At 62.0% G+C, this 21,000-nt stretch carries 15 protein-coding genes and 3 rRNA genes; 15 read left to right on the forward strand and 3 right to left on the reverse strand.

What is annotated here, in order from left to right; translation table 11 throughout:
- Window positions 1–41: 41 nt before the first annotated feature.
- Together J2X11_RS08325 and J2X11_RS08330 are read right to left on the reverse strand one after the other, a co-directional pair.
- The gene (locus tag J2X11_RS08325; protein WP_309969294.1) at window positions 42–602 is read right to left on the reverse strand and encodes a LemA family protein; all 561 of its coding nucleotides are present in this window, start codon (window positions 600–602) and stop codon (window positions 42–44) included.
- A gap of 34 nt (window positions 603–636) precedes the next feature.
- Window positions 637–2,445, reverse strand: a complete 1,809-nt coding sequence (locus J2X11_RS08330) for a DUF2207 domain-containing protein (RefSeq protein WP_309969297.1) — start codon at window positions 2,443–2,445, stop codon at window positions 637–639.
- 95 nt (window positions 2,446–2,540) lie between these two features.
- Here J2X11_RS08330 and argG point away from each other — a divergent pair, with 95 nt between their 5' ends.
- The 9 genes from argG to J2X11_RS08375 are packed head-to-tail and all read left to right on the forward strand — an operon-like array spanning window position 2,541 to window position 11,741.
- Window positions 2,541–3,989 (forward strand): argininosuccinate synthase, encoded by a 1,449-nt coding sequence (gene argG, locus J2X11_RS08335; RefSeq protein ID WP_309969299.1) that lies wholly within the window; start codon window positions 2,541–2,543, stop codon window positions 3,987–3,989.
- Between the two features lie 42 nt (window positions 3,990–4,031).
- Entirely contained in the window at window positions 4,032–5,078 is a 1,047-nt protein-coding gene (argC, locus tag J2X11_RS08340; RefSeq protein WP_309969303.1) for an N-acetyl-gamma-glutamyl-phosphate reductase, read from the forward strand.
- Entirely contained in the window at window positions 5,075–6,226 is a 1,152-nt protein-coding gene (gene argJ / locus J2X11_RS08345; protein WP_309969306.1) for a bifunctional glutamate N-acetyltransferase/amino-acid acetyltransferase ArgJ, read from the forward strand. The genes argC and argJ overlap by 4 nt, the downstream gene beginning before the upstream one ends.
- The gene (gene argB, locus J2X11_RS08350) at window positions 6,223–7,191 is read left to right on the forward strand and encodes an acetylglutamate kinase (RefSeq protein WP_309969308.1); all 969 of its coding nucleotides are present in this window, start codon (window positions 6,223–6,225) and stop codon (window positions 7,189–7,191) included. Before argJ ends, argB begins: the two co-directional genes overlap by 4 nt.
- Entirely contained in the window at window positions 7,188–8,357 is a 1,170-nt protein-coding gene (locus tag J2X11_RS08355) for an acetylornithine transaminase (RefSeq protein ID WP_309969310.1), read from the forward strand. The genes argB and J2X11_RS08355 overlap by 4 nt, the downstream gene beginning before the upstream one ends.
- On the forward strand, window positions 8,354–9,283 hold the full coding sequence (gene argF, locus J2X11_RS08360) for an ornithine carbamoyltransferase (protein ID WP_309969315.1): 930 nt from the start codon (window positions 8,354–8,356) through the stop codon (window positions 9,281–9,283). The genes J2X11_RS08355 and argF overlap by 4 nt, the downstream gene beginning before the upstream one ends.
- On the forward strand, window positions 9,283–9,798 hold the full coding sequence (locus J2X11_RS08365) for an arginine repressor (protein ID WP_309969318.1): 516 nt from the start codon (window positions 9,283–9,285) through the stop codon (window positions 9,796–9,798). Before argF ends, J2X11_RS08365 begins: the two co-directional genes overlap by 1 nt.
- Window positions 9,795–11,183 carry an argininosuccinate lyase gene (gene argH, locus J2X11_RS08370; RefSeq protein ID WP_309969321.1) on the forward strand — a complete coding sequence of 463 codons (1,389 nt, stop codon included), beginning with the start codon at window positions 9,795–9,797 and terminating at the stop codon, window positions 11,181–11,183. Before J2X11_RS08365 ends, argH begins: the two co-directional genes overlap by 4 nt.
- 3 nt (window positions 11,184–11,186) lie before the next feature.
- Window positions 11,187–11,741 carry a DNA-3-methyladenine glycosylase gene (locus J2X11_RS08375; RefSeq protein WP_309969324.1) on the forward strand — a complete coding sequence of 185 codons (555 nt, stop codon included), beginning with the start codon at window positions 11,187–11,189 and terminating at the stop codon, window positions 11,739–11,741.
- A 76-nt stretch (window positions 11,742–11,817) separates the two neighbouring features.
- On the opposite strand, the gene J2X11_RS08380 is transcribed toward J2X11_RS08375, so the two are convergent.
- Window positions 11,818–12,462 (reverse strand): DsbA family oxidoreductase, encoded by a 645-nt coding sequence (locus tag J2X11_RS08380; protein ID WP_309969327.1) that lies wholly within the window; start codon window positions 12,460–12,462, stop codon window positions 11,818–11,820.
- Between the two features lie 129 nt (window positions 12,463–12,591).
- Between J2X11_RS08380 and J2X11_RS08385 the strand changes: the two genes are divergently transcribed.
- The 6 genes from J2X11_RS08385 to J2X11_RS08410 all read left to right on the forward strand — a co-directional run bounded on the left by J2X11_RS08385 (window position 12,592) and on the right by J2X11_RS08410 (window position 20,976).
- On the forward strand, window positions 12,592–13,005 hold the full coding sequence (locus J2X11_RS08385) for a universal stress protein (RefSeq protein WP_309969330.1): 414 nt from the start codon (window positions 12,592–12,594) through the stop codon (window positions 13,003–13,005).
- 34 nt (window positions 13,006–13,039) lie between these two features.
- Window positions 13,040–14,308: a tyrosine--tRNA ligase gene (tyrS, locus tag J2X11_RS08390; protein ID WP_396127850.1), complete on the forward strand. Its 1,269-nt coding sequence runs from the start codon at window positions 13,040–13,042 to the stop codon at window positions 14,306–14,308.
- 428 nt (window positions 14,309–14,736) lie between these two features.
- A 16S ribosomal RNA gene (locus tag J2X11_RS08395) occupies window positions 14,737–16,253 on the forward strand.
- Between the two features lie 353 nt (window positions 16,254–16,606).
- Window positions 16,607–19,707 (forward strand): 23S ribosomal RNA (locus tag J2X11_RS08400).
- 119 nt (window positions 19,708–19,826) lie between these two features.
- Window positions 19,827–19,943 (forward strand): 5S ribosomal RNA (gene rrf, locus J2X11_RS08405).
- Together the 16S, 23S and 5S rRNA genes form the textbook arrangement of a ribosomal RNA operon.
- Before the next feature lie 97 nt (window positions 19,944–20,040).
- On the forward strand, window positions 20,041–20,976 hold the full coding sequence (locus J2X11_RS08410; protein ID WP_309969336.1) for a tetratricopeptide repeat protein: 936 nt from the start codon (window positions 20,041–20,043) through the stop codon (window positions 20,974–20,976).
- Window positions 20,977–21,000 lie beyond the last annotated feature (24 nt).

Here is a 21,000-nt window from a genome sequence, read left to right on the forward strand (position 1 = left end):
GGACGCCGCCCGAATCGCCGCGTGGATCTGCCAGACATGCCCTAGAACGTGACCGTCGGGGGAGCGGCTTGTCCCTCGGGCGCGTCATAGAACTCGCGAGCCGAGACACCGGCGATGCCAGTGAAGAACAGCCACGGGATCGTCTTGACCAGGCTGTTGAGCTTGGCGACCGCATCGTTGTAGAACTGGCGCGCGAACGAAAGCTTGTTCTCGGTCTCGGCAAGCTCGGTCTGCAGCGACTGGAAGTTGGCAGACGCCTGGAGCTCCGGGTAGGCCTCGGCGACCGCGAGTACGTCGATGATTGCCTTGCTGAGCTTGGCGTCGGCGGCTGCCTTGTCGGCGGGTGATCCGTCCTTGGCTGCCTTGGCGACGCCCGCGCGGGCTTCCGTCACGGCCTCGAAGACGCCCTTCTCGTGCTGGGCATATCCCTTGACGGTGTTGACGAGGTTCGGGATGAGGTCGGCACGACGGGTCAGCTGGACGTCGATCCCGCCGAGGGCTTCCTGAGCGCCAATGTCGGTACGGCGAAGCTTGTTGAACGCGTAGACGGTGAACAGAGCGAGTGCGGCGACAATCGCCACGATGATCCAGAGGGTAGACATGGTTCTCCTTCAGTGAGATTCGAAAAGTTGGGGGTTACCAGGAGCCGCCGCCGCCACCTCCGCCACCGCCGCCGCCTCCACCGCCGCCACCGCCGCCTCCACTACTGCTGGAGGACTGGGTGGCTGCGTAAGCGCTGATGGATGAAGACAACGAGGACTCGAATCCGGAGTAGGCATCGTGGTTGCCGAAGAAGCCAAGACCGCTTGAGCCGGAGTCGGTGGACGAGTACCAAACGGGAACCGGTGCAGCCGAGCCCGTTGCGACCTCGTACTTCTTGGCCCAGCGATCCGCGCAGTCAAATGCCACTGCGAAGGGGATGAACGCGGTGTAGAGGTCCTGCTTGCCGCTGAAGTCGAACCTCGTCTTGGAGGAGTCGGTGGACAGCATGCGCTCGAATCCGCCGGCGCGAGACCACAGTTCGCGCCCGAGTGTCGTGCGGCGCTGGCCGACGCCTCGAGTGAGCAGTCCGATCCCGCCGATGACGAACGCCGCGAGCGGGAGGACATACAGGGTGACGGGCGGCTGAATGAACACGACCATGACGGCAGTGGCGATAGCGGAGACCACGACGGCAACGCGGGAGAGCCACTCAGAGGTGGAGGTCTTGGAGGCTCCGATGCCAGCCGCCCAGGTGGCGGTTGCGCCGTCGATACCGCCCTTGACTGTCTGAAGCGTGTGGCCCGAGGACACCGAGGAAGGGGAGGACTTGAACGTTCCGCCGGGACTGGTGACGCCGAGTCCTGCACCTACGAATCGCGTCACGTCGTCCGTCGCGGCCCATGCCTTCTCGTCACCGATGCCGGTGATGGTCCACGACTTGCTGCCGTTCTCATCGAGCTTGGTCAGGCCTTGCTCGGCTTGGTAGAGCAGCGTTGAGACCAAAGCGCGCGACGGAATCGCCTCGTCGATGATGTAGGCGGTCTGGACCGGGCCGAGACCGTTCGGCGGTTCGTACATGACGGGGTAGCCAGGCTCGGGCTCCCGCGACTTGCGATCGAGTCCGTACGCGATCGCCATCGCTGCGAGCGAAATACCCAGCAGCGTTGCGACCACGGGGACGCTGCGTCCGAGCACTCTGTCGTACGCGATGGGCCACGGCACGGTGACGCGGTCCGGCGTTGCAGTCGGGAGTCCGATGCGAACTGTTACGGGCGTACGCGGTGCGAGCGGTCCGGTGCTGATCGTCACCCGGTCTGTTCCGGCACCTTCGATGGTGCACGGGCCAGTGCCGTCGAAGCTGGAGGTGCATTGAACCTTGCCGGAAGGCTTGGGCAGCGTGATGTGGATCGTCGACTTCTCGATGTCCATTTGCCAGCCGGGCGCGACGACGTTCCAGTTGAACACCGACTGAGCCTTTTGCTTGTCGGTCCAGCTCGACGAGGCGAACGACCCAGGGTTGGCAGATGTTGGCGAAAGCGCACCCTTGATCGTGTACGTGATCGTGTACTCGTGGATGCCGGGTGACACGTAGCTGTCGGGGTCGCCGATCTTGGCGACGCGGTAGCGGCGACCGTTCTGCCACTGCAGTTCGTTGGACACTGACTGGCCATCGAGCGACACCTTGATGTTCTTGGGCGTCAGCCGGACCGTGGAGTCGGTGGGATCACGGAGGTCCCAGAACCGGAAGATTCCGTGGCGTCCGAACGGGAACTCGGCCTTGATGACTTCCTTGGCGGCGAGCGATCCATCCGAGCCCACAACGTAGTCGGCCGTGTAGTGGGTGATCGAGACAGGGTCGATCGAGGGGGCCGTCGTACTCGGGACCATGCCGACAAGCACGGGGATGACGAAGACCCCCGCGGTCACGAGCAACGCCAGGATGCGCAGCGCAGTCCGCTTCATGAGTTGCATCCTAGGGGCGCGCGGCGTGCCCGCGGGAAGTATTTACGCCAGACCCAAGATGCAAGAAATTGCAAGAGTGTGCAAGAATGTGAGCCATGTCCAAGGTTCTCACTCATCTTCCCGTCGGCGAACGCGTCGGCATCGCCTTTTCAGGCGGCCTCGACACGTCCGTTGCTGTTGCGTGGATGCGCGACAAGGGCGCTGTTCCGTGCACCTACACAGCCGATATCGGCCAGTACGACGAGCCGGACATCTCGGGTATCCCCGGCCGCGCCATGGAGTACGGCGCCGAGCTCGCGAGGTCGATCGACTGCAAGCGGCCGCTCGTCGACGAGGGCTTGGCCGCGCTTGCCTGCGGCGCGTTCCACATTCGCTCTGCTGGCCGGACGTACTTCAACACGACTCCGCTTGGCCGCGCCGTCACTGGCACGCTCCTCGTACGGGCGATGCACGAGGACAACGTCAACATCTGGGGCGATGGCTCGACCTTCAAGGGCAATGACATTGAGCGGTTCTATCGGTACGGCCTGCTCGCTAACCCAGAGCTGATGATCTACAAGCCGTGGCTCGACGCCGAGTTCGTTGCCGAGCTGGGTGGCCGGCACGAGATGAGCCAGTGGCTCACCGAGCGCAACCTCCCGTACCGGGACAGCCAGGAGAAGGCCTACTCGACCGACGCCAACATCTGGGGCGCAACCCACGAGGCGAAGACGCTGGAGCACCTGAACACATCACTCGAGTCGGTCGAGCCGATCATGGGCGTCAAGTTCTGGGACCCGTCGGTCGAGATCGAAACCGAAGACGTCACGATCACGTTTGAGGCCGGCCGTCCGGTCGCCATCAACGGTGCGACGTTCGGGGGAGACCCGGTCGCTCTCGTGCACGAGGCGAACACGATCGGTGGCCGTCACGGACTCGGTATGTCTGACCAGATCGAGAACCGGATCATCGAAGCCAAGAGCAGGGGCATCTACGAAGCTCCCGGCATGGCGCTGTTGCACATTGCGTACGAGCGGCTCGTCAACGCGATCCACAACGAGGACACCATCGCCAACTTCCACCAGCACGGTCGCCGTCTCGGTCGACTGATGTACGAGGGACGCTGGCTCGACCCGCAGGCCATGATGCTGCGCGAGTCCGTTCAGCGGTGGATCGCTTCGGTCGTCAGCGGCGACGTGACGATCCGGCTGCGTCGGGGCGAGGACTACTCGATCCTCGATACGCAGGGTCCCAACTTCTCGTACCACCCCGAAAAGCTTTCGATGGAGCGTACGGAGAACGCCGTGTTCGGCCCGACCGACCGCATTGGTCAGCTGACGATGCGCAACCTCGACATCGCCGACTCGCGCGCGATGTTGGAGCTCTACGCCCAGCAGCCGCTCGATCAGGGCCAGGTCTTGGTCGAGAACGGCACGCTGTTCGGCGAGCTGCCCGCGGGCGGCGCCACCCGGATCGAAGCCAACCCGGCTGTCGACCACGACGGTGTGGATGAAGTGGATGAGCAGGCGCTTGACGCTGCAGCCATGGAGTTCGGCACCGACTGATCACTGCACGTTCCTGAAGAACATTTCTGCAAAGGTGGAGAGATGACCACGATCACCGCAGCCGTTGCCGGCGCAAGCGGGTACGCCGGAGGCGAGGTGCTGCGCCTGCTGCTGGCGCATCCCGACGTCGAGATCGGTGCCCTGACTGCGGCTTCGAGTGCGGGTACGCCCCTTGGGCAGCATCACCCTCACCTCGTGCCATTGGCCGACCGCATTCTCGAGCCGACGACTGCTGAGACCTTGGCTGGGCATGATGTGGTGTTCCTCGGACTGCCTCACGGCCAGTCCGGTGCCGTGGCGGCTCAGCTGGGCGAGGACGTACTCGTCATCGACTGTGGTGCTGATTTCCGTCTTCAGTCTGCTGAGGAATGGACTGAGTTCTACGGCGGCGAGCATGCCGGAACCTGGCCGTACGGACTGCCAGAGCTGATCGTGGGCGGCGGTCATCAGCGGGACAACCTCAAGGGCGTCAACCGCATCGCCGTTCCTGGGTGCAACGTCACCGCGATCACCCTCGGTATCCAGCCCGCGATCTCGGCGGGGCTGGTGGAGTCGACCGACCTCGTCGCAGTTCTTGCCAACGGATTCTCGGGCGCCGGCAAGGCACCCAAGACACACCTGCTTGCGTCCGAAGGTCTCGGTTCAGCGACCCCGTACGGCGTCGGTGGAGTTCATCGGCACGTTCCGGAGATCATGCAGAACCTTCGGCTCGCCGGCGCAGACGAAGTCACGATCTCGTTCACGCCGACGCTCGTACCGATGGCACGCGGGATTCTCGCTACCACGACCGCTCGGCTCGCGCCGGGCGTCGACATCGCTGCGGTCAGGGCGGCATACGACACGGAGTACGGCAACGAGCCGTTCATCCATCTGCTTCCTGAGGGACAGTGGCCGACGACTGCGGCAACCCTGGGCGCCAACACGGCTCTGATTCAGGTCGCCATCGACGCGCGGGCCAACCGTCTCGTCGCCGTCTCCGCGATCGACAACCTGGTCAAGGGAACCGCTGGCGGCGCCATCCAGTCCATGAACCTCGCCCTCGGTCTCGACGAGACCACTGGCCTCTCAACGATCGGGGTTGCGCCATGAGCGTGACAGCAGCCAAGGGGTTCAGCGCTTCGGGCGTTGCCGCCGGCCTCAAGTCGAATGGCGGACCCGATGTCGCGCTGGTCGTCAACGACGGACCGTCGCACGCAGCTGCCGCGGTGTTCACCAGCAACCGTTGCAAGGCCAACCCGGTCCTTTGGAGCGAAGAAGCCATCAAGTCCGGCTCAGCCGTTGCCGTCGTCATCAACTCAGGCGGCGCCAACTGCTACACCGGTCCCGAAGGGTTCGCGACGACGCATCACACCGCCGAGACCGTGGCGACTGCGCTCGGCATCGGCGCAATCGACGTACAGGTGTGCTCGACCGGTCTGATCGGGCTACTCAACGACCGTGATGCGCTGCTCTCTGGCGTGCACGCAGCCCTGGCCGCCCGGTCGACCGACGGTGGTGCCGCCGCCGCTACGGCGATCATGACGACCGACACCGTGGCGAAGGAGTCGGTGTCCCACGGCGATGGTTGGACGGTCGGCGGAATGGCGAAGGGCGCGGGAATGCTGGCGCCCGCGCTCGCGACGATGCTCGTGGTTGTCACGACGGACGCCGATGTCGACGCCGATACGGCCAATGCGGCACTGCGCAGCGCCACGGCTCAGACCTTCGACCGTCTCGACTCAGACGGCTGCCAGTCGACCAACGACACCGTGCTCCTGATGGCGAGCGGAGCGTCCGGCATCAAGCCGGATGCCGCGGCCTTCACGGAAGCCGTCACGGCTGTGTGCCGCGACCTTGCGATGCAGCTCCTGGCCGACGCCGAGGGTGCTGACCACGAGATCGCGATCGAGGTCGTCAACGCAGCATCGGTTGACGACGCTCTCGAGGTCGGTCGGTCCGTCGCCCGCAGCAACCTGTTCAAGTGCGCGATCTTCGGCAAGGACCCCAACTGGGGACGCATCCTCGCCTCGGTGGGTACGACGCAAGCCGCCTTCGATCCGGCGAACCTCGACGTTGCACTCAACAACGTCTGGGTGTGTCGCAACAGCGGGCCGGGGGAGTCACCCGACTCGATCGACCTCTCGCAGCGGGCGGTCAGCGTCACGATTGACCTCAAGTCAGGCTCGGCAACGGGCACCATCTGGACCAACGACCTCACCCAGGCCTATGTCCACGAGAACTCGGCGTACAGCTCATGACTGATATCGAGACACTAGAGCAGTGGCATCCAGAGGACTGGAAGAAGGCGACCGCCAAGGCCGCCACACTGGCCCAGGCCCTGCCGTGGCTGAAGAAGTACCACGGCAAAGTCATCGTCATTAAGTACGGCGGCAACGCCATGACCGACGAGTCGCTCAAGATGGCGTTCGCCGAGGACATCGTGTTCCTGCGCCTTGCGGGCTTCAAGCCTGTCGTCGTGCACGGTGGTGGACCCCAGATCAGCGCAATGCTCGACAAGCTGGGCATCGAGTCGGAGTTCCGGGGCGGCCTGCGCGTCACGACTCCCGAGACGATGGAAGTCGTACGCATGGTGCTCACCGGTCAAGTTGGTCGGGAACTCGTTGGGCTGCTCAACCAGCACGGCGATCTTGCCGTGGGTCTGTCCGGTGAAGACGGTGGCTTGTTCACTGCCAAGAAGACGTTGCCTGTCATCGATGGAGTCGCGACCGACATCGGTCTGGTCGGCGAAGTCGTTGGTGTCCGCCCAGAAGCCGTTCTCGACCTGATCGATGCCGGCCGCATTCCCGTCGTTTCGACCGTTGCTCCCGATGTCGACGGTCAGGTCTACAACGTCAACGCCGACACCGCAGCAGCCGCTCTGGCTGTCGCACTCGGCGCCGAGAAGCTGTTGGTGCTCACTGACGTCGAGGGCTTGTACGCCGATTGGCCCAACAGCACCGACGTCATCGGCGAGATCAGTCCCGAGTCGCTTGCCGAGATCATCCCGACCCTGTCGACCGGCATGATCCCCAAGATGACGGCCTGCCTCAAGGCTGTCGAAGAGGGCGTCAATCGCGCCACCGTGATCGACGGTCGCGAGCCTCATGCCGTACTCCTAGAGATCTTCACCGATGAGGGTGTCGGTACGCAGGTCGTCCCCGGTGCGCCGACGCGCATCCGGACGGCGCTCTACTCGACGAGCGTCACGAAGGACAAGAAATGACTGTCTCTGAGTTGACCCAGCGCTACGAGGGTGCGGTCATGAATACGTTCGGACCGCCGCAGACCGTGTTGGTTCGTGGCGAGGGCTCGCGGGTCTGGGACGCAGACGGCAAGGAGTACCTCGACTTGCTCGGCGGTATCGCCGTCAACGCGCTTGGCCACGCCCATCCCGCGATTGTCGATGCCGTGACAACACAGCTCACGACCTTGGGCCACATCTCCAACTTCTTCGCGTCCGAGCCGCAGATCGCACTGGCCGAAAAGCTCCTCGCACTGCTCGGTCACGAGGGTCGCGTGTTCTTCACCAATTCGGGTGCGGAAGCGAACGAGGCAGCGTTCAAGGCCACCCGTCGTACGGGTCGCACCAAGGTGGTTGTCGCTGAGGGCTCGTTTCATGGCCGGACCATGGGCGCACTCGCGCTGACCTCCAAAGAGGCCTACCGCGCGCCGTTTGAACCGTTGCCGGGTGACGTGACCTGGGTTCCGTACGGCGACGTCGCTGCCCTCAAAGCGGCCGTCGACGACACCGTGGCTGCCGTCCTTCTTGAGCCGATCCAGGGCGAGGCCGGCGTGGTCGAGCCCCCGGACGGCTACCTCCAGGCAGCTCGGGAGATCACGACCCAGCAAGGCGCGCTGCTGTGGCTCGATGAGGTCCAGACTGGCATTGGCCGTACTGGTGCATGGTTCGCGTTCGAGCAGTCGGGTGTTGTGCCTGACCTGGTGACCTTGGCCAAAGGCCTGGGTGGCGGCATCCCGATCGGCGCGTGCGTCGCGCTTGGTGATGCGGCAACGCTGCTGCAGCCCGGCAACCACGGCTCGACCTTCGGTGGCAATCCCGTCGCCACAGCGGCCGCCCTCGCCGTCATCTCGACCATTGAGTCGGAGAAGCTCCTCGACCACGTTTCGACGATCGGTGACCAGTTGCGCAGGGGTCTCGAAGACCACCCGCTCGTCACGAGCACGACCGGCCGCGGCCTGCTGGTGGGCATCGTGCTCGCGCAGCCGATTGCGCCCGATGCCTTCAAGGCGGCGCTCGCTGCCGGACTCATCATCAACGCACCGACTCCGGACCGGCTGAGGCTTGCGCCGCCGCTGATCCTGACCGAGGACGAGGCTTCCCACGCGGTCACAACGCTGCGGGCTGTCCTGGACGAGGTGAGCACATGAGGCACTTCCTGCGCGACGACGATCTGACCCCAGCCGAGCAAGCCGAGGTGCTTGCTCTCGCAGCCGAGGTCAAGGCCAACCCATACGCGCGCAAGCCACTGGAGGGACCGCAGACCGTGGCGGTCATCTTCGACAAGGCCTCGACCCGAACGCGGGTGTCGTTCGGCGTCGGCATTGCCGACCTCGGAGGCAGCCCGCTCATCCTCGACACCGCCACGACCCAGAGCGGTCGCGGCGAATCAACGGCCGACACTGCGAAGGTCCTCGGCCGCATGACGAGCGCCATCGTGTGGCGTACGTACGCCCAGTCCGGCCTCGAGGAGATGGCTGCCAACGCAGGCGTACCCGTCATCAATGCGCTCAGCGACGACTTCCACCCGTGCCAGATCCTCGCGGATTGGCAGACCGTGATCGAACACAAAGGCGCTCTTGCTGGTCTGACAGTCGCTTACCTCGGCGATGGCGCCAACAACATGGGCCACTCCTACCTGCTCGGTGGCGCGCTCGCCGGCATGCACGTACGCATCGGTGCTCCCGACGGCTACCAGCCAGCGCTGGCCATCGTCGCCGACGCCGAAGCGATCGCCAAGACGACTGGGGGATCTATCGCCGTCATGGCCGACCCCGAAGCCGCGATTGCCCGAGCGGACGTTGTCATCACCGACACCTGGGTGTCGATGGGCCAGGAGAGTGAGAAGGAGGCGCGTCTTCAGTTGTTCGGCGCCTACTCGATCACTGCCGAGAGCCTGGCGAAGGCCGCACCGGATGCCATCGTGCTGCACTGTCTTCCGGCCTATCGCGGGCTCGAGATTTCCTCCGAGGTCCTTGATGGTCCGCAGAGCGTCGTATGGGACGAGGCCGAGAACCGCCTCCACGCCCAGAAGGCCTTGATGATCTGGTTGCTCGAGAAGGCGGGGGAGAAGTGATGACTGTTCCCGACACCAAGAGCGCTCGCCAGCAGCTGATCGTCGAGCTGCTCGGGCACGAACTCATTCGCTCCCAGGGTGACCTCGCCGAGCTGCTCGAGAGCCGCGGCGTGAATGCGACACCGTCGACCATCTCTCGGGATCTGGTCGACCTCGATGCCGTACGAGTGCGCCACCCCGACGGTGGACTGGTCTATGCCGTGCCGGCTGAAGGTGGCGACCGCACTCCGCGGGCCGCGCCGGACAGTGCCGCAGCGCAGACGCGACTGGCACGGATCTGCCGTGAGCTTCTCGTGGCTGCCGAGTCCTCGGCCAATCTCGTCGTGCTGCGCACCCCGCCTGGGGCAGCCCAGTACCTCGCTTCTGCTGTCGACCACGCCGGCCAGCCCGACCTGCTCGGAACCATCGCCGGCGACGACACTGTTCTTCTGATCTGTCGCGACCCGCTGGGTGGCGACGCTGTCGCCAGCCGGCTCATGTCGCTTGCCGCATCCACCTCCAAGGAGACCTCGTGACTGACAAGACCTCTTTGTGGGGCGGACGGTTCGCCTCAGGGCCATCGCCCGAACTCGTGGCGCTGTCTCGGTCGACCCATTTCGACTGGCGGCTCGCCCCGTACGATCTCGCCGGATCGCGTGCCCATGCGGGCGTGCTCCAGGCCGCTGGACTGCTCAGCCGCGAGGACCTCACCAAGCTGATCTCCGGGATCGACGCACTCGCGGCCGACGTCGAGTCGGGAGCTTTTGCGGCTCACCCCGATGACGAGGACGTGCACTCCGCGCTCGAACGCGGGTTGCTCGAGCGTCTCGGCCCCGAGCTGGGTGGACGACTTCGCGCCGGACGGTCGCGCAACGACCAGATCGCCACGCTCTTCAAGATGTACCTCCGCGACCATGCCAAGACGATCGGCGATCTCGTACGCGGGCTGGTGACGACCCTCGCCGAACAGGCCGAGGCTCACATCGATGCGCCCATGCCCGGTCGGACGCACCTGCAGCATGCCCAGCCTGTTCTCCTCTCGCACCACCTGCTGGCGCACGCCTGGCCGCTCATACGCGATCTCGATCGCCTCGCCGACTGGGACAAGCGCGTTGCTGCCGATTCGCCGTACGGCTCCGGCGCACTTGCCGGCTCGTCGCTTGGCCTCGACCCGCAGCAGGTTGCGAAGGACCTCGGCTTCACCGACTCGACTGCCAACTCGATCGATGGCACAGCGGCTCGCGACTTCGTCGCCGAGTTCGCGTTCGTCACTGCCCAGATCGGGATCGACCTCTCTCGGCTCGCCGAGGAGATCATCATCTGGAACACCAAGGAGTTCGGCTTCGTCACTCTCCACGACGGCTTCTCGACGGGCTCGAGCATCATGCCGCAGAAGAAGAACCCCGACATCGCAGAGCTCGCGCGCGGCAAGTCGGGACGTTTGATCGGCAACCTCACCGGACTGCTGGCGACGCTCAAGGCGCTGCCGCTCGCATACAACCGCGATCTCCAGGAGGACAAGGAGCCGGTGTTCGACTCGATCGACACGCTCGAGGTCCTGCTGCCGGCGTTCACCGGAATGGTTGCGACGCTGACGTTCAACACTGAACGGATGGCCGAGCTCGCGCCTCAGGGATTTGCCCTGGCGACGGATGTCGCCGAGTGGCTCGTACGACAGGGTGTCCCGTTCCGTGACGCCCACGAGATCTCCGGCGCATCGGTCCAGGTGTGCGAACAACGCGGCATCGAGCTCTGGGATCTGACCGACGAGGACTTTGCAGCAATCTCGCCTCTGTTGACTCCAGGGGTTCGCGACGTGCTCACCGTCGAAGGCTCACTGGCTTCACGCAATTCACGTGGCGGTACTGCGCCGGCCCGTGTCGCCGAACAGCTCCTCGAACTTCGCCAGCGTCTCGCCTGACCGGTGGACGTCACGGATCATGCTCGCGCCCTGCTGGGGCGCGTCCTGCATGGCCACGGCGTCGCAGCGCGGATCACCGAGGTCGAGGCCTACGGGGGAGTCAACGACCCTGCCTCGCATGCGTACACCCGTACGCCGCGCTCAGAGATCATGTTCGGCGAGCCCTGGCGCTTATACGTCTACCGCTCGTACGGCATGCACTTCTGCGCCAACATCGTCACCGGTCCGACGGAGACCGCGTCGGCAGTTCTGATCCGGGCCGGCGAGATCGTCGACGGCATCAAGCTCGCGCGCGACCGGCGAGGCGACCAAGTGAAGGATGTCGCTCTTGCTCGTGGACCCGGCAACCTCGCCAAAGCGCTCGGCCTGTCGCTCGATGACTTGGGCATGGACCTGCTCGCGAGCAACGCAGTTCATCTCGGCGGTGAGCCGACCTCGACGACCACCATCAGCGATGGCCCACGTGTCGGAGTCTCGAAGGCCGCAGATGTTCCGTGGCGCTTCTGGATCACGGGCGATCCAACAGTCTCGGCCTATCGCCGAAGCCCGCGCGCCTAGTCGTCGGTGGTGGGGATTTCGCACACGCCGTCTTCACACAGCGGTGCGTCATCGCCGACCATCTCGAACGGACCGGTCACTCGGCTGCCGCCTGAGTGAGCACGTCGACGAAGGTGGCTGATTCCTGGGCACCAGAGACGCCGTACTTCCCGTTAATCACGAAGAACGGCACACCACGAATTCCGTACGCGACGGCCTGCGCCTTGTCAGCCATAACGTCGTCGAGGAACTTCTCGGACTTGAGAGCGTCGACGACCTCATCGCGGTCGAGTCCGATCTCGGCACCTAGGTCAGCCAGTTCATCGATCTGACCAACGTGCCGACCTTCTTCGAAGTACGCCTTCAGTAGGCGCTCCTTCATCTCCAGCTGCTTGTCGTGCGACTTGGCCAGATGCAGCAGCTCGTGCGCCTTGATCGTGTTGGTCGTGTGCAGCGAGTCGTAGTCGTACGCGATGTCGACGGACTTGCCGAGCTCCGTCATCTGAGTGAGCATCTGGCTCGCCTGCGCCTCCGGGATGCCCTTGTGCTTCGACAGGAACTCGCTGTGGCTGCCGGTGTAATCGATTGGGGTGTCGGGGGAGAGCTCGAACGAGTGGTACTCGACCTCGACGGTGTCACCACCAGCAGTGAAGTCGCCCACGGCTGCCTCAAACCGGCGCTTGCCGATGAAGCACCAGGGGCATGCCACGTCGGACCAGATGTCTACCTTCACATTGCTCATGCAAGTTTCAACCACATCGGTACGTCTGGCTATTCCGTGCGCCTGATCACAAAGGGAGACACGGACGCACGCGGTGCGACATGATCTGGCGTGGGGAGGGGACCCAACCAGCAGAGAGAGGCCCACACGATGTCAGTCGTGGTCGGATACCGCAGTGATGAGTACGGCGAGGCAGCCCTTGAGCACGGTGTAGCCCGGGCCAACGCAACAGATGACACGCTGACGGTGGTCAACGTGTCCCGCGACGCCGATCTTGACGCCCCGGGATTCCTGCGTGGCTTCGAGCTCGAGCAGCTTCGCCAGCGCCTCCATGAGTTGGTCGGTTCCAAGGTGTCGATCCAGCAGCCGGTTGGCGCCGATACCGCTGCTCAGATCCTCAAGGTCGTCGAAGATACGTCAGCCAGCCTGCTCGTGATCGGACTTCGGCCGCGTTCGCCCGTCGGCAAGTTCCTGATGGGCAGCACGGCTCAGCAACTGCTGCTCGACTCGTCGGTTCCGGTGCTCGCTGTGAAGCCAGGACAAGTTGCCGCAGCGGTGCTCTGAACCGCTGTGGGCCGTATGAGCCCGGTGGGTGAGAATGGGCAGCGTGACCCACGTACTTGATGACCTCGAGGCGCGCGGCCTCATCGCGCACTCGACGGACCCTGATGCACTGCGAGCAGATCTCACGACAGGTCCGATCACGTTCTATGTGGGCTTCGACCCCACGGCCCCGAGCCTGCACATCGGCAACCTGCTGCAGCTGCTCACCGCGCGACGCTTGCAGGACGCGGGCCACAAGCCGCTGATCCTCGTCGGCGGATCGACCGGACTCATCGGCGATCCCAAGGAAGCCGGCGAGCGCGTCATGAACACCAAGGAGACGACGGCCGAATGGGTCGAGCGCATCCGTACGCAGGTGTCTCACTTCGTCAAGCTCGACGGCGACGCCGCGGCGACCTTGGTCAACAACCTCGACTGGACCGAAGGTCTCAGCACGATCGACTTCCTGCGCGACATCGGCAAGCACTTCCCGGTCAACCGGATGCTCGCCCGCGAAGTCGTCAGCGCCCGACTCGAAGCCGGCATCAGCTACACCGAGTTCAGCTACGTACTCCTACAGTCGCTCGACTACCTCGAGCTGCACCGCCGCCACGGCTGCGTTCTGCAGACGGGCGGAAGCGATCAGTGGGGCAACATCACGGCAGGCGTTGAGCTCGTACGTCGAGCGGCCGGCGCCAAGGTGCATGCGCTCGCGACTCCATTGATCACCAAGGCGGATGGGACCAAGTTCGGCAAGACCGAGTCAGGCACTGTCTGGCTCGACGCCGAACTGACCAGTCCCTACGCGTTCTACCAGTCGTGGATTCAGGCTGAAGACAGCAAAGTGGGGGAGTACCTCCGCCAATTCACCTTCGTGCCGGTCGACGAGATCGCCGCACTGGAAACAGAGCACGCCGAGAAGCCAGGACTACGAGCTGCGCAACGCCGCTTGGCAGCCGAGGTGACAACGATCGTGCACGGCGCAGACGAGGCCGCTGCAGCAGAACTCGCCTCTGGAGCACTGTTCGGACGTGCCGAGCTGACGGACCTGCCCGAGACAACCCTTGGCGCAGCCCTCCGCGAAGCCGGCGCAGTTGAGCTCAAAGCCACCGATTCGCCGACTGTGGTCGACGCATTTGTGGCCACAGGTCTGGCCGAATCGAAGTCCGCCGCCAGACGCGCGGTTGCCGAGGGAGGGGCGTACGTGAACAACGAGCGTGTCACGGACCCTGATTTGGTGCTTTCCGGCGACCAACTGCTGCATGGCAAGTGGGCCGTTTTGCGTAAGGGCAAGCGGGCGATTTCGGGCGTGTCGGTGTCCTGAACCCTGCAATTTCAGGGGCTGGCGACCGTGTGACGCTAGCCACAGGACCCCGATTTGACGTGCGCAAATCCCGCCCCGTAGTGTTCTACTTGTTGCACAGCACGACGGAGCGAAAAGCCGCAAGGCGGGTCGCTCGGGCTGGCAGCCAAATACTGTGACCGACCCGGGTTTGACCGGTGAAAACGAGCAGTGTAAGTTAGACGAGTTGCCCCAAAACTCAGACCGCAAGGTTCTGGGTTTCGGTGTGCGTCTGATCCTTGAGAACTCAACAGTGTGCCAAAAGTCGACGAGATTAATTAGTAATACCCCGTCGAGACCATCGGAGAGCTTCGGCTCGCCGACCTTGATGGAAATCAATTCCGACAATTTATTTGTCAGCAAATAGTTTGTCAGAGTCGAACTGAAGTTTGAGCAGTACTTAACTGCTTTCAACGGAGAGTTTGATCCTGGCTCAGGACGAACGCTGGCGGCGTGCTTAACACATGCAAGTCGAGCGGTAAGGCTCCTTCGGGAGTACACGAGCGGCGAACGGGTGAGTAACACGTAAGCAATCTGCCCTTCTCATCGGAATAACCACTGGAAACGGTGGCTAATGCCGAATATGACCTCGGAACACATGTTCTGAGGTGGAAAGCTCCGGCGGAGAAGGATGAGCTTGCGGCCTATCAGCTTGTTGGTGAGGTAATGGCTCACCAAGGCGATGACGGGTAGCCGGCCTGAGAGGGTGACCGGCCACACTGGGACTGAGACACGGCCCAGACTCCTACGGGAGGCAGCAGTGGGGAATATTGGACAATGGGCGAAAGCCTGATCCAGCAACGCCGCGTGAGGGATGACGGCCTTCGGGTTGTAAACCTCTTTCAGCAGGGACGAAGCGAAAGTGACGGTACCTGCAGAAGAAGGACCGGCCAACTACGTGCCAGCAGCCGCGGTAATACGTAGGGTCCGAGCGTTGTCCGGAATTATTGGGCGTAAAGGGCTCGTAGGCGGTTTGTCACGTCGGGCGTGAAAACTCAGGGCTCAACCCTGAGCGTGCGTCCGATACGGGCAGACTAGAGGTATGCAGGGGAGAACGGAATTCCTGGTGTAGCGGTGGAATGCGCAGATATCAGGAGGAACACCGGTGGCGAAGGCGGTTCTCTGGGCATTACCTGACGCTGAGGAGCGAAAGCATGGGGAGCGAACAGGATTAGATACCCTGGTAGTCCATGCCGTAAACGTTGGGCGCTAGGTGTGGGGACCTTCCACGGTCTCCGTGCCGCAGCTAACGCATTAAGCGCCCCGCCTGGGGAGTACGGCCGCAAGGCTAAAACTCAAAGGAATTGACGGGGGCCCGCACAAGCGGCGGAGCATGCTGATTAATTCGATGCAACGCGAAGAACCTTACCTGGGTTTGACATATACCGGAAAGCTCTAGAGATAGAGCCCCTTTTAGTCGGTATACAGGTGGTGCATGGCTGTCGTCAGCTCGTGTCGTGAGATGTTGGGTTAAGTCCCGCAACGAGCGCAACCCTCGTTCTATGTTGCCAGCACGTAATGGTGGGGACTCATAGGAGACTGCCGGGGTCAACTCGGAGGAAGGTGGGGATGACGTCAAGTCTTCATGCCCCTTATGTCCAGGGCTTCAAGCATGCTACAATGGCCGGTACAAAGGGCTGCGAAACCGCAAGGTGGAGCGAATCCCAAAAAGCCGGTCTCAGTTCGGATTGGGGTCTGCAACTCGACCCCATGAAGTCGGAGTCGCTAGTAATCGCAGATCAGCAACGCTGCGGTGAATACGTTCCCGGGCCTTGTACACACCGCCCGTCACGTCATGAAAGTCGGCAACACCCGAAGCCAGTGGCCCAACCGTTTACGGAGGGAGCTGTCGAAGGTGGGGCTGGCGATTGGGACGAAGTCGTAACAAGGTAGCCGTACCGGAAGGTGCGGCTGGATCACCTCCTTTCTAAGGAGCACATGGCACCGGTCGCAAGACACGGTGTCCATTTGAGTCTGTTTGTACGGCGAATGTTCGTACGCAGCTCAGCTCACTAGTGGATCGTCGACTATTTGGCTTGTTGACAGCCAACAGCGTCAGTACTTCTCCTCGGAGAGTGGAAAATCGCTGGAACACAGTCAACAAATCAGGCACACTGTTGGGTCCTGAGGGATCAGCTCGTAAGAGTTGGTTTCTCGGACCACATACCCCCACGAACCACCAGGTTCACCCCGCAAGGGATACCTGGCAGGCGCGGGAACTTATGTGGGACCGAACGTATTTTGAGAACTTCACAGTGGACGCGAGCATCTTTGTAGTAACAACAAGCTACTAAGTGCACATGGTGGATGCCTTGGCATCGAGAGCCGATGAAGGACGTTGGAGTCTGCGAAAAGCCCCGGGAAGGTGACAACCAACCTGTGATCCGGGGATGTCCGAATGGGGAAACCCAGCTGGAGGAAAGTCCAGTTACCTGCGCCTGAACACATAGGGCGTTTGGAGGGAACGTGGGGAAGTGAAACATCTCAGTACCCACAGGAAGAGAAAACAAAAGTGATTCCGGTAGTAGTGGCGAGCGAAACCGGACCAGGCTAAACCGTAGTGATGTGATAGCCGGCAGGCGTTGTCATTACGGTGTTGTGGGACCACATGGTCTGTTCTGCCGAGCAGACAAAGAGTCATAAACCATGAGTGAAGTGAAAGCCGACTGGAAAGTCGCGGCATAGAGGGTGAGACCCCCGTACACGTAAGCTCATGGCTCTTTTGTGTCATCCCAAGTAACACCGAACCCCTGAAATTCGGTGTGAATCTAGCGGGACCACCCGTTAAGCCTAAATACTCCTCGATGACCGATAGCGGACTAGTACCGTGAGGGAAAGGTGAAAAGTACCCCGGGAGGGGAGTGAAATAGTACCTGAAACCATGTGCATACAATCCGTTGGAGCTCGTCCTTGTGACGGGTGACAGCGTGCCTTTTGAAGAATGAGCCTGCGAGTTAGCGTTCAGTAGCGAGGTTAAGGCGTTGAGCCGTAGCCGTAGCGAAAGCGAGTCCGAATAGGGCGATTGAGTTGCTGGATCTAGACCCGAAGCGGAGTGATCTATCCATGGGCAGGTTGAAGCGCGGGTAAGACCGCGTGGAGGACCGAACCCACCTAGGTTAAAAACTGGGGGGATGACCTGTGGATAGGGGTGAAAGGCCAATCAAACTCCGTGATAGCTGGTTCTCCCCGAAATGCATTTAGGTGCAGCGTTGCGTGTTTCTTGCCGGAGGTAGAGCACTGGATGGGCTAGGGGGCCTACAAGCTTACTGAACTCAGCCAAACTCCGAATGCCGGTAAGTGAGAGCGCAGCAGTGAGACAGTGGGGGATAAGCTCCATTGTCGAGAGGGAAACAGCCCAGACCATCAGCTAAGGTCCCAAAGCGATAACTAAGTGGAAAAGGATGTGGAGTCGCAGAGACAACCAGGAGGTTGGCTTAGAAGCAGCCACCCTTGAAAGAGTGCGTAATAGCTCACTGGTCAAGTAATTCCGCGCCGACAATTTAGCGGGGCTCAAGTTATCCACCGAAGCTATGGGATTCATACACGTGCTAGGCCTTTGTGGTCCAGGCGTATGGATCGGTAGGGGAGCGTCGTGTGGCCAGCGAAGCGGCGGAGTGATCCAGCCGTGGAGGCTACACGAGTGAGAATGCAGGCATGAGTAGCGAATGAGGAGTGAGAAACTCCTCCACCGAATGACCAAGGGTTCCAGGGTCAAGCTAATCTTCCCTGGGTAAGTCGGGACCTAAGGCGAGGCCGACAGGCGTAGTCGATGGACAACGGGCTGATATTCCCGTACCGGCATTAGATCGCCCATGCCGAACCTAGAAATGCTAAGTGCCCAAAACTGACGGGACTCTTCGGAGCGAAGTCGGTGCTGCGCACGACCCGATCTAGTAGTAGGCAAGCAATGGTGTGACGCAGGAAGGTAGCTCATCCCGGGCGATGGTTGTCCCGGGCCAAGGACGTAGGGCGAATGATAGGCAAATCCGTCATTCACATGCCTGAGATCTGATGGGGAGGCGTTTTAGCCGAAGTGAGTGATCCTATGCTGCCGAGAAAAGCATCTAGCGAGATCTAGAGCCGCCCGTACCCCAAACCGACTCAGGTGGTCAGGTAGAGAATACTAAGGTGATCGAGTGAACCATGGTTAAGGAACTCGGCAAAATGCCCCCGTAACTTCGGGAGAAGGGGGGCCGGATTCGTCATCGGACTTGCTCCGAGAAGCGTTGAAGGCCGCAGAGACCAGGCCCAAGCGACTGTTTACTAAAAACACAGGTCCGTGCTAAGTCGAAAGACGCCGTATACGGACTGACTCCTGCCCGGTGCTGGAAGGTTAAGGGGACGTGTCAGCGCAAGCGAAGCACAGAACTTAAGCCCCAGTAAACGGCGGTGGTAACTATAACCATCCTAAGGTAGCGAAATTCCTTGTCGGGTAAGTTCCGACCTGCACGAATGGAGTAACGACTTGGGCGCTGTCTCAACCATGGACTCGGCGAAATTGCACTACGAGTAAAGATGCTCGTTACGCGCGGCAGGACGGAAAGACCCCGGGACCTTTACTATAGTTTGGTATTGGTGTTTGGTTCAGTTTGTGTAGGATAGGTGGGAGACTGTGAAGCTTGGACGCCAGTTCAGGTGGAGTCATCGTTGAAATACCACTCTGGCTGTACTAGATATCTAACCTAGGTCCATTATCTGGATCAGGGACAGTGCCTGATGGGTAGTTTAACTGGGGCGGTTGCCTCCTAAAATGTAACGGAGGCGCTCAAAGGTTCCCTCAGCCTGGTTGGCAATCAGGTTTCGAGTGTAAGTGCACAAGGGAGCTTGACTGTGAGAGTGACAGCTCGAGCAGGGACGAAAGTCGGAACTAGTGATCCGGCGCTGGCAAGTGGAAGCGGCGTCGCTCAACGGATAAAAGGTACCCCGGGGATAACAGGCTGATCTTCCCCAAGAGTCCATATCGACGGGATGGTTTGGCACCTCGATGTCGGCTCGTCGCATCCTGGGGCCGTAGCAGGTCCCAAGGGTTGGGCTGTTCGCCCATTAAAGCGGCACGCGAGCTGGGTTTAGAACGTCGTGAGACAGTTCGGTCCCTATCCGCCGCGCGCGTAGGAAACTTGAGAAAATCTGTCCCTAGTACGAGAGGACCGGGATGGACGAACCTCTGGTGTGCCAGTTGTTCTGCCAAGAGCACTGCTGGTTAGCTACGTTCGGAAGCGATAACCGCTGAAAGCATCTAAGCGGGAAGCGCGTTTCAAGATGAGGTTTCCCACTGGTTTACCAGGTAAGGCCCCCAGCAGACCACTGGGTTGATAGGCCGGAGGTGGAAGTGCAGCAATGCATGGAGCCGACCGGTACTAATAGGCCGAGGGCTTGTTTCTTACAAAGATCTACCGCGTCCACTGTGAGGTTCCCGAGATATGTTCGGGAACCGGAAAAGTTCCACTGTGCCTTTGAAGGCCAGGAGAACTCCAAGGTTTTGTTGATATCTCAATAGAGTTTCGGCGGCCATAGCGAATGGGAAACACCCGGTAACATTCCGAACCCGGAAGTTAAGCCATTCAGCGCCGATGGTACTGCACGGGTGACTGTGTGGGAGAGTAGGACGCCGCCGGACAATCATTAAGCGCGAGGCCGCTCCCTATGGGAGCGGCCTTGCTGCATTTACTCGCCGACTTTTGAAGTACAGAGCATTTCGATGAAAGGATCGACTCATGGCAGAGTCGAGAAACCCCCGCCGAGACGGTGGGAAGCCCGCGGGTCGCGGGGGACCTCGTGGTGGCAAACCCGCAGGTCAGGGCCGAGATCGACGTGGAGCTGGCGATCCGCCGCGCCGCGACGGAAAGCCCGCAGGACAGGGTCGCGATAGCCGGCCCGAACGCCGTGATGGCAAGCCGCAGACCCCTCGTAGGGACGGCAAGCCGTACGAAGCACGCCGCGATCGTCGCCAGGAAGAAGGCGACCGCACCGCAGCACAGAAGATCTACGACGGTCCTCCGATCCCTGACGATGTCAGCGCGAAGGACCTCGACAAGTACGCCCGCCAGGCTCTTCAGGCTCTTCCCGAGAAGCTCGCCGACAAGGTTGCGCGACACCTCGTGATGGCCGGTTTGTTGATCCACGAAAACCCTGAGCAGGCGCATCTGCACGCACTCGCAGCTCGCGCACGTGCCACGCGCACCGGTCTGGTCCGCGAAGCGTGCGGCGAAACGGCTTATGCGTCGGGCAAGTTTGCTGAGGCACTTTCAGAGTTCAGGGCTGCCAAGCGCATGAATGGCAGCTACCTCTACGCCCCGATGATGGCCGACTGTGAGCGCGCGTTGAAGCGTCCGCAGAAGGCGATCGAGTACGACACGCCTGCCGTCCGAGCCCACCTCGACGACGCCGGCCAGATCGAGCTATCGATCGTGGTTGCCGGCGCCCGCCGTGACCAGGGCCAGTATGACGCTGCGATTCGTCTCCTCGAGACCGAGCCGCTGCACACCAAGGGACGTGGCGAATGGGTGCCACGGCTCCGCTATGCGTACGCCGATGCCTTGCTCGACGCTGGTCGCAAGGAAGAAGCGATTGAGTGGTTCCACCGCACGGTTGCTGTTGACGGCAACCAGGCGACGGATGCTCACGAGCGCCTCGTTGACCTGGGCGAATAGTCCACAGGCGCTCGACGATTTGTC

This window comes from Aeromicrobium panaciterrae (assembly GCF_031457275.1).
GTDB lineage: Bacteria > Actinomycetota > Actinomycetes > Propionibacteriales > Nocardioidaceae > Aeromicrobium > Aeromicrobium panaciterrae_A.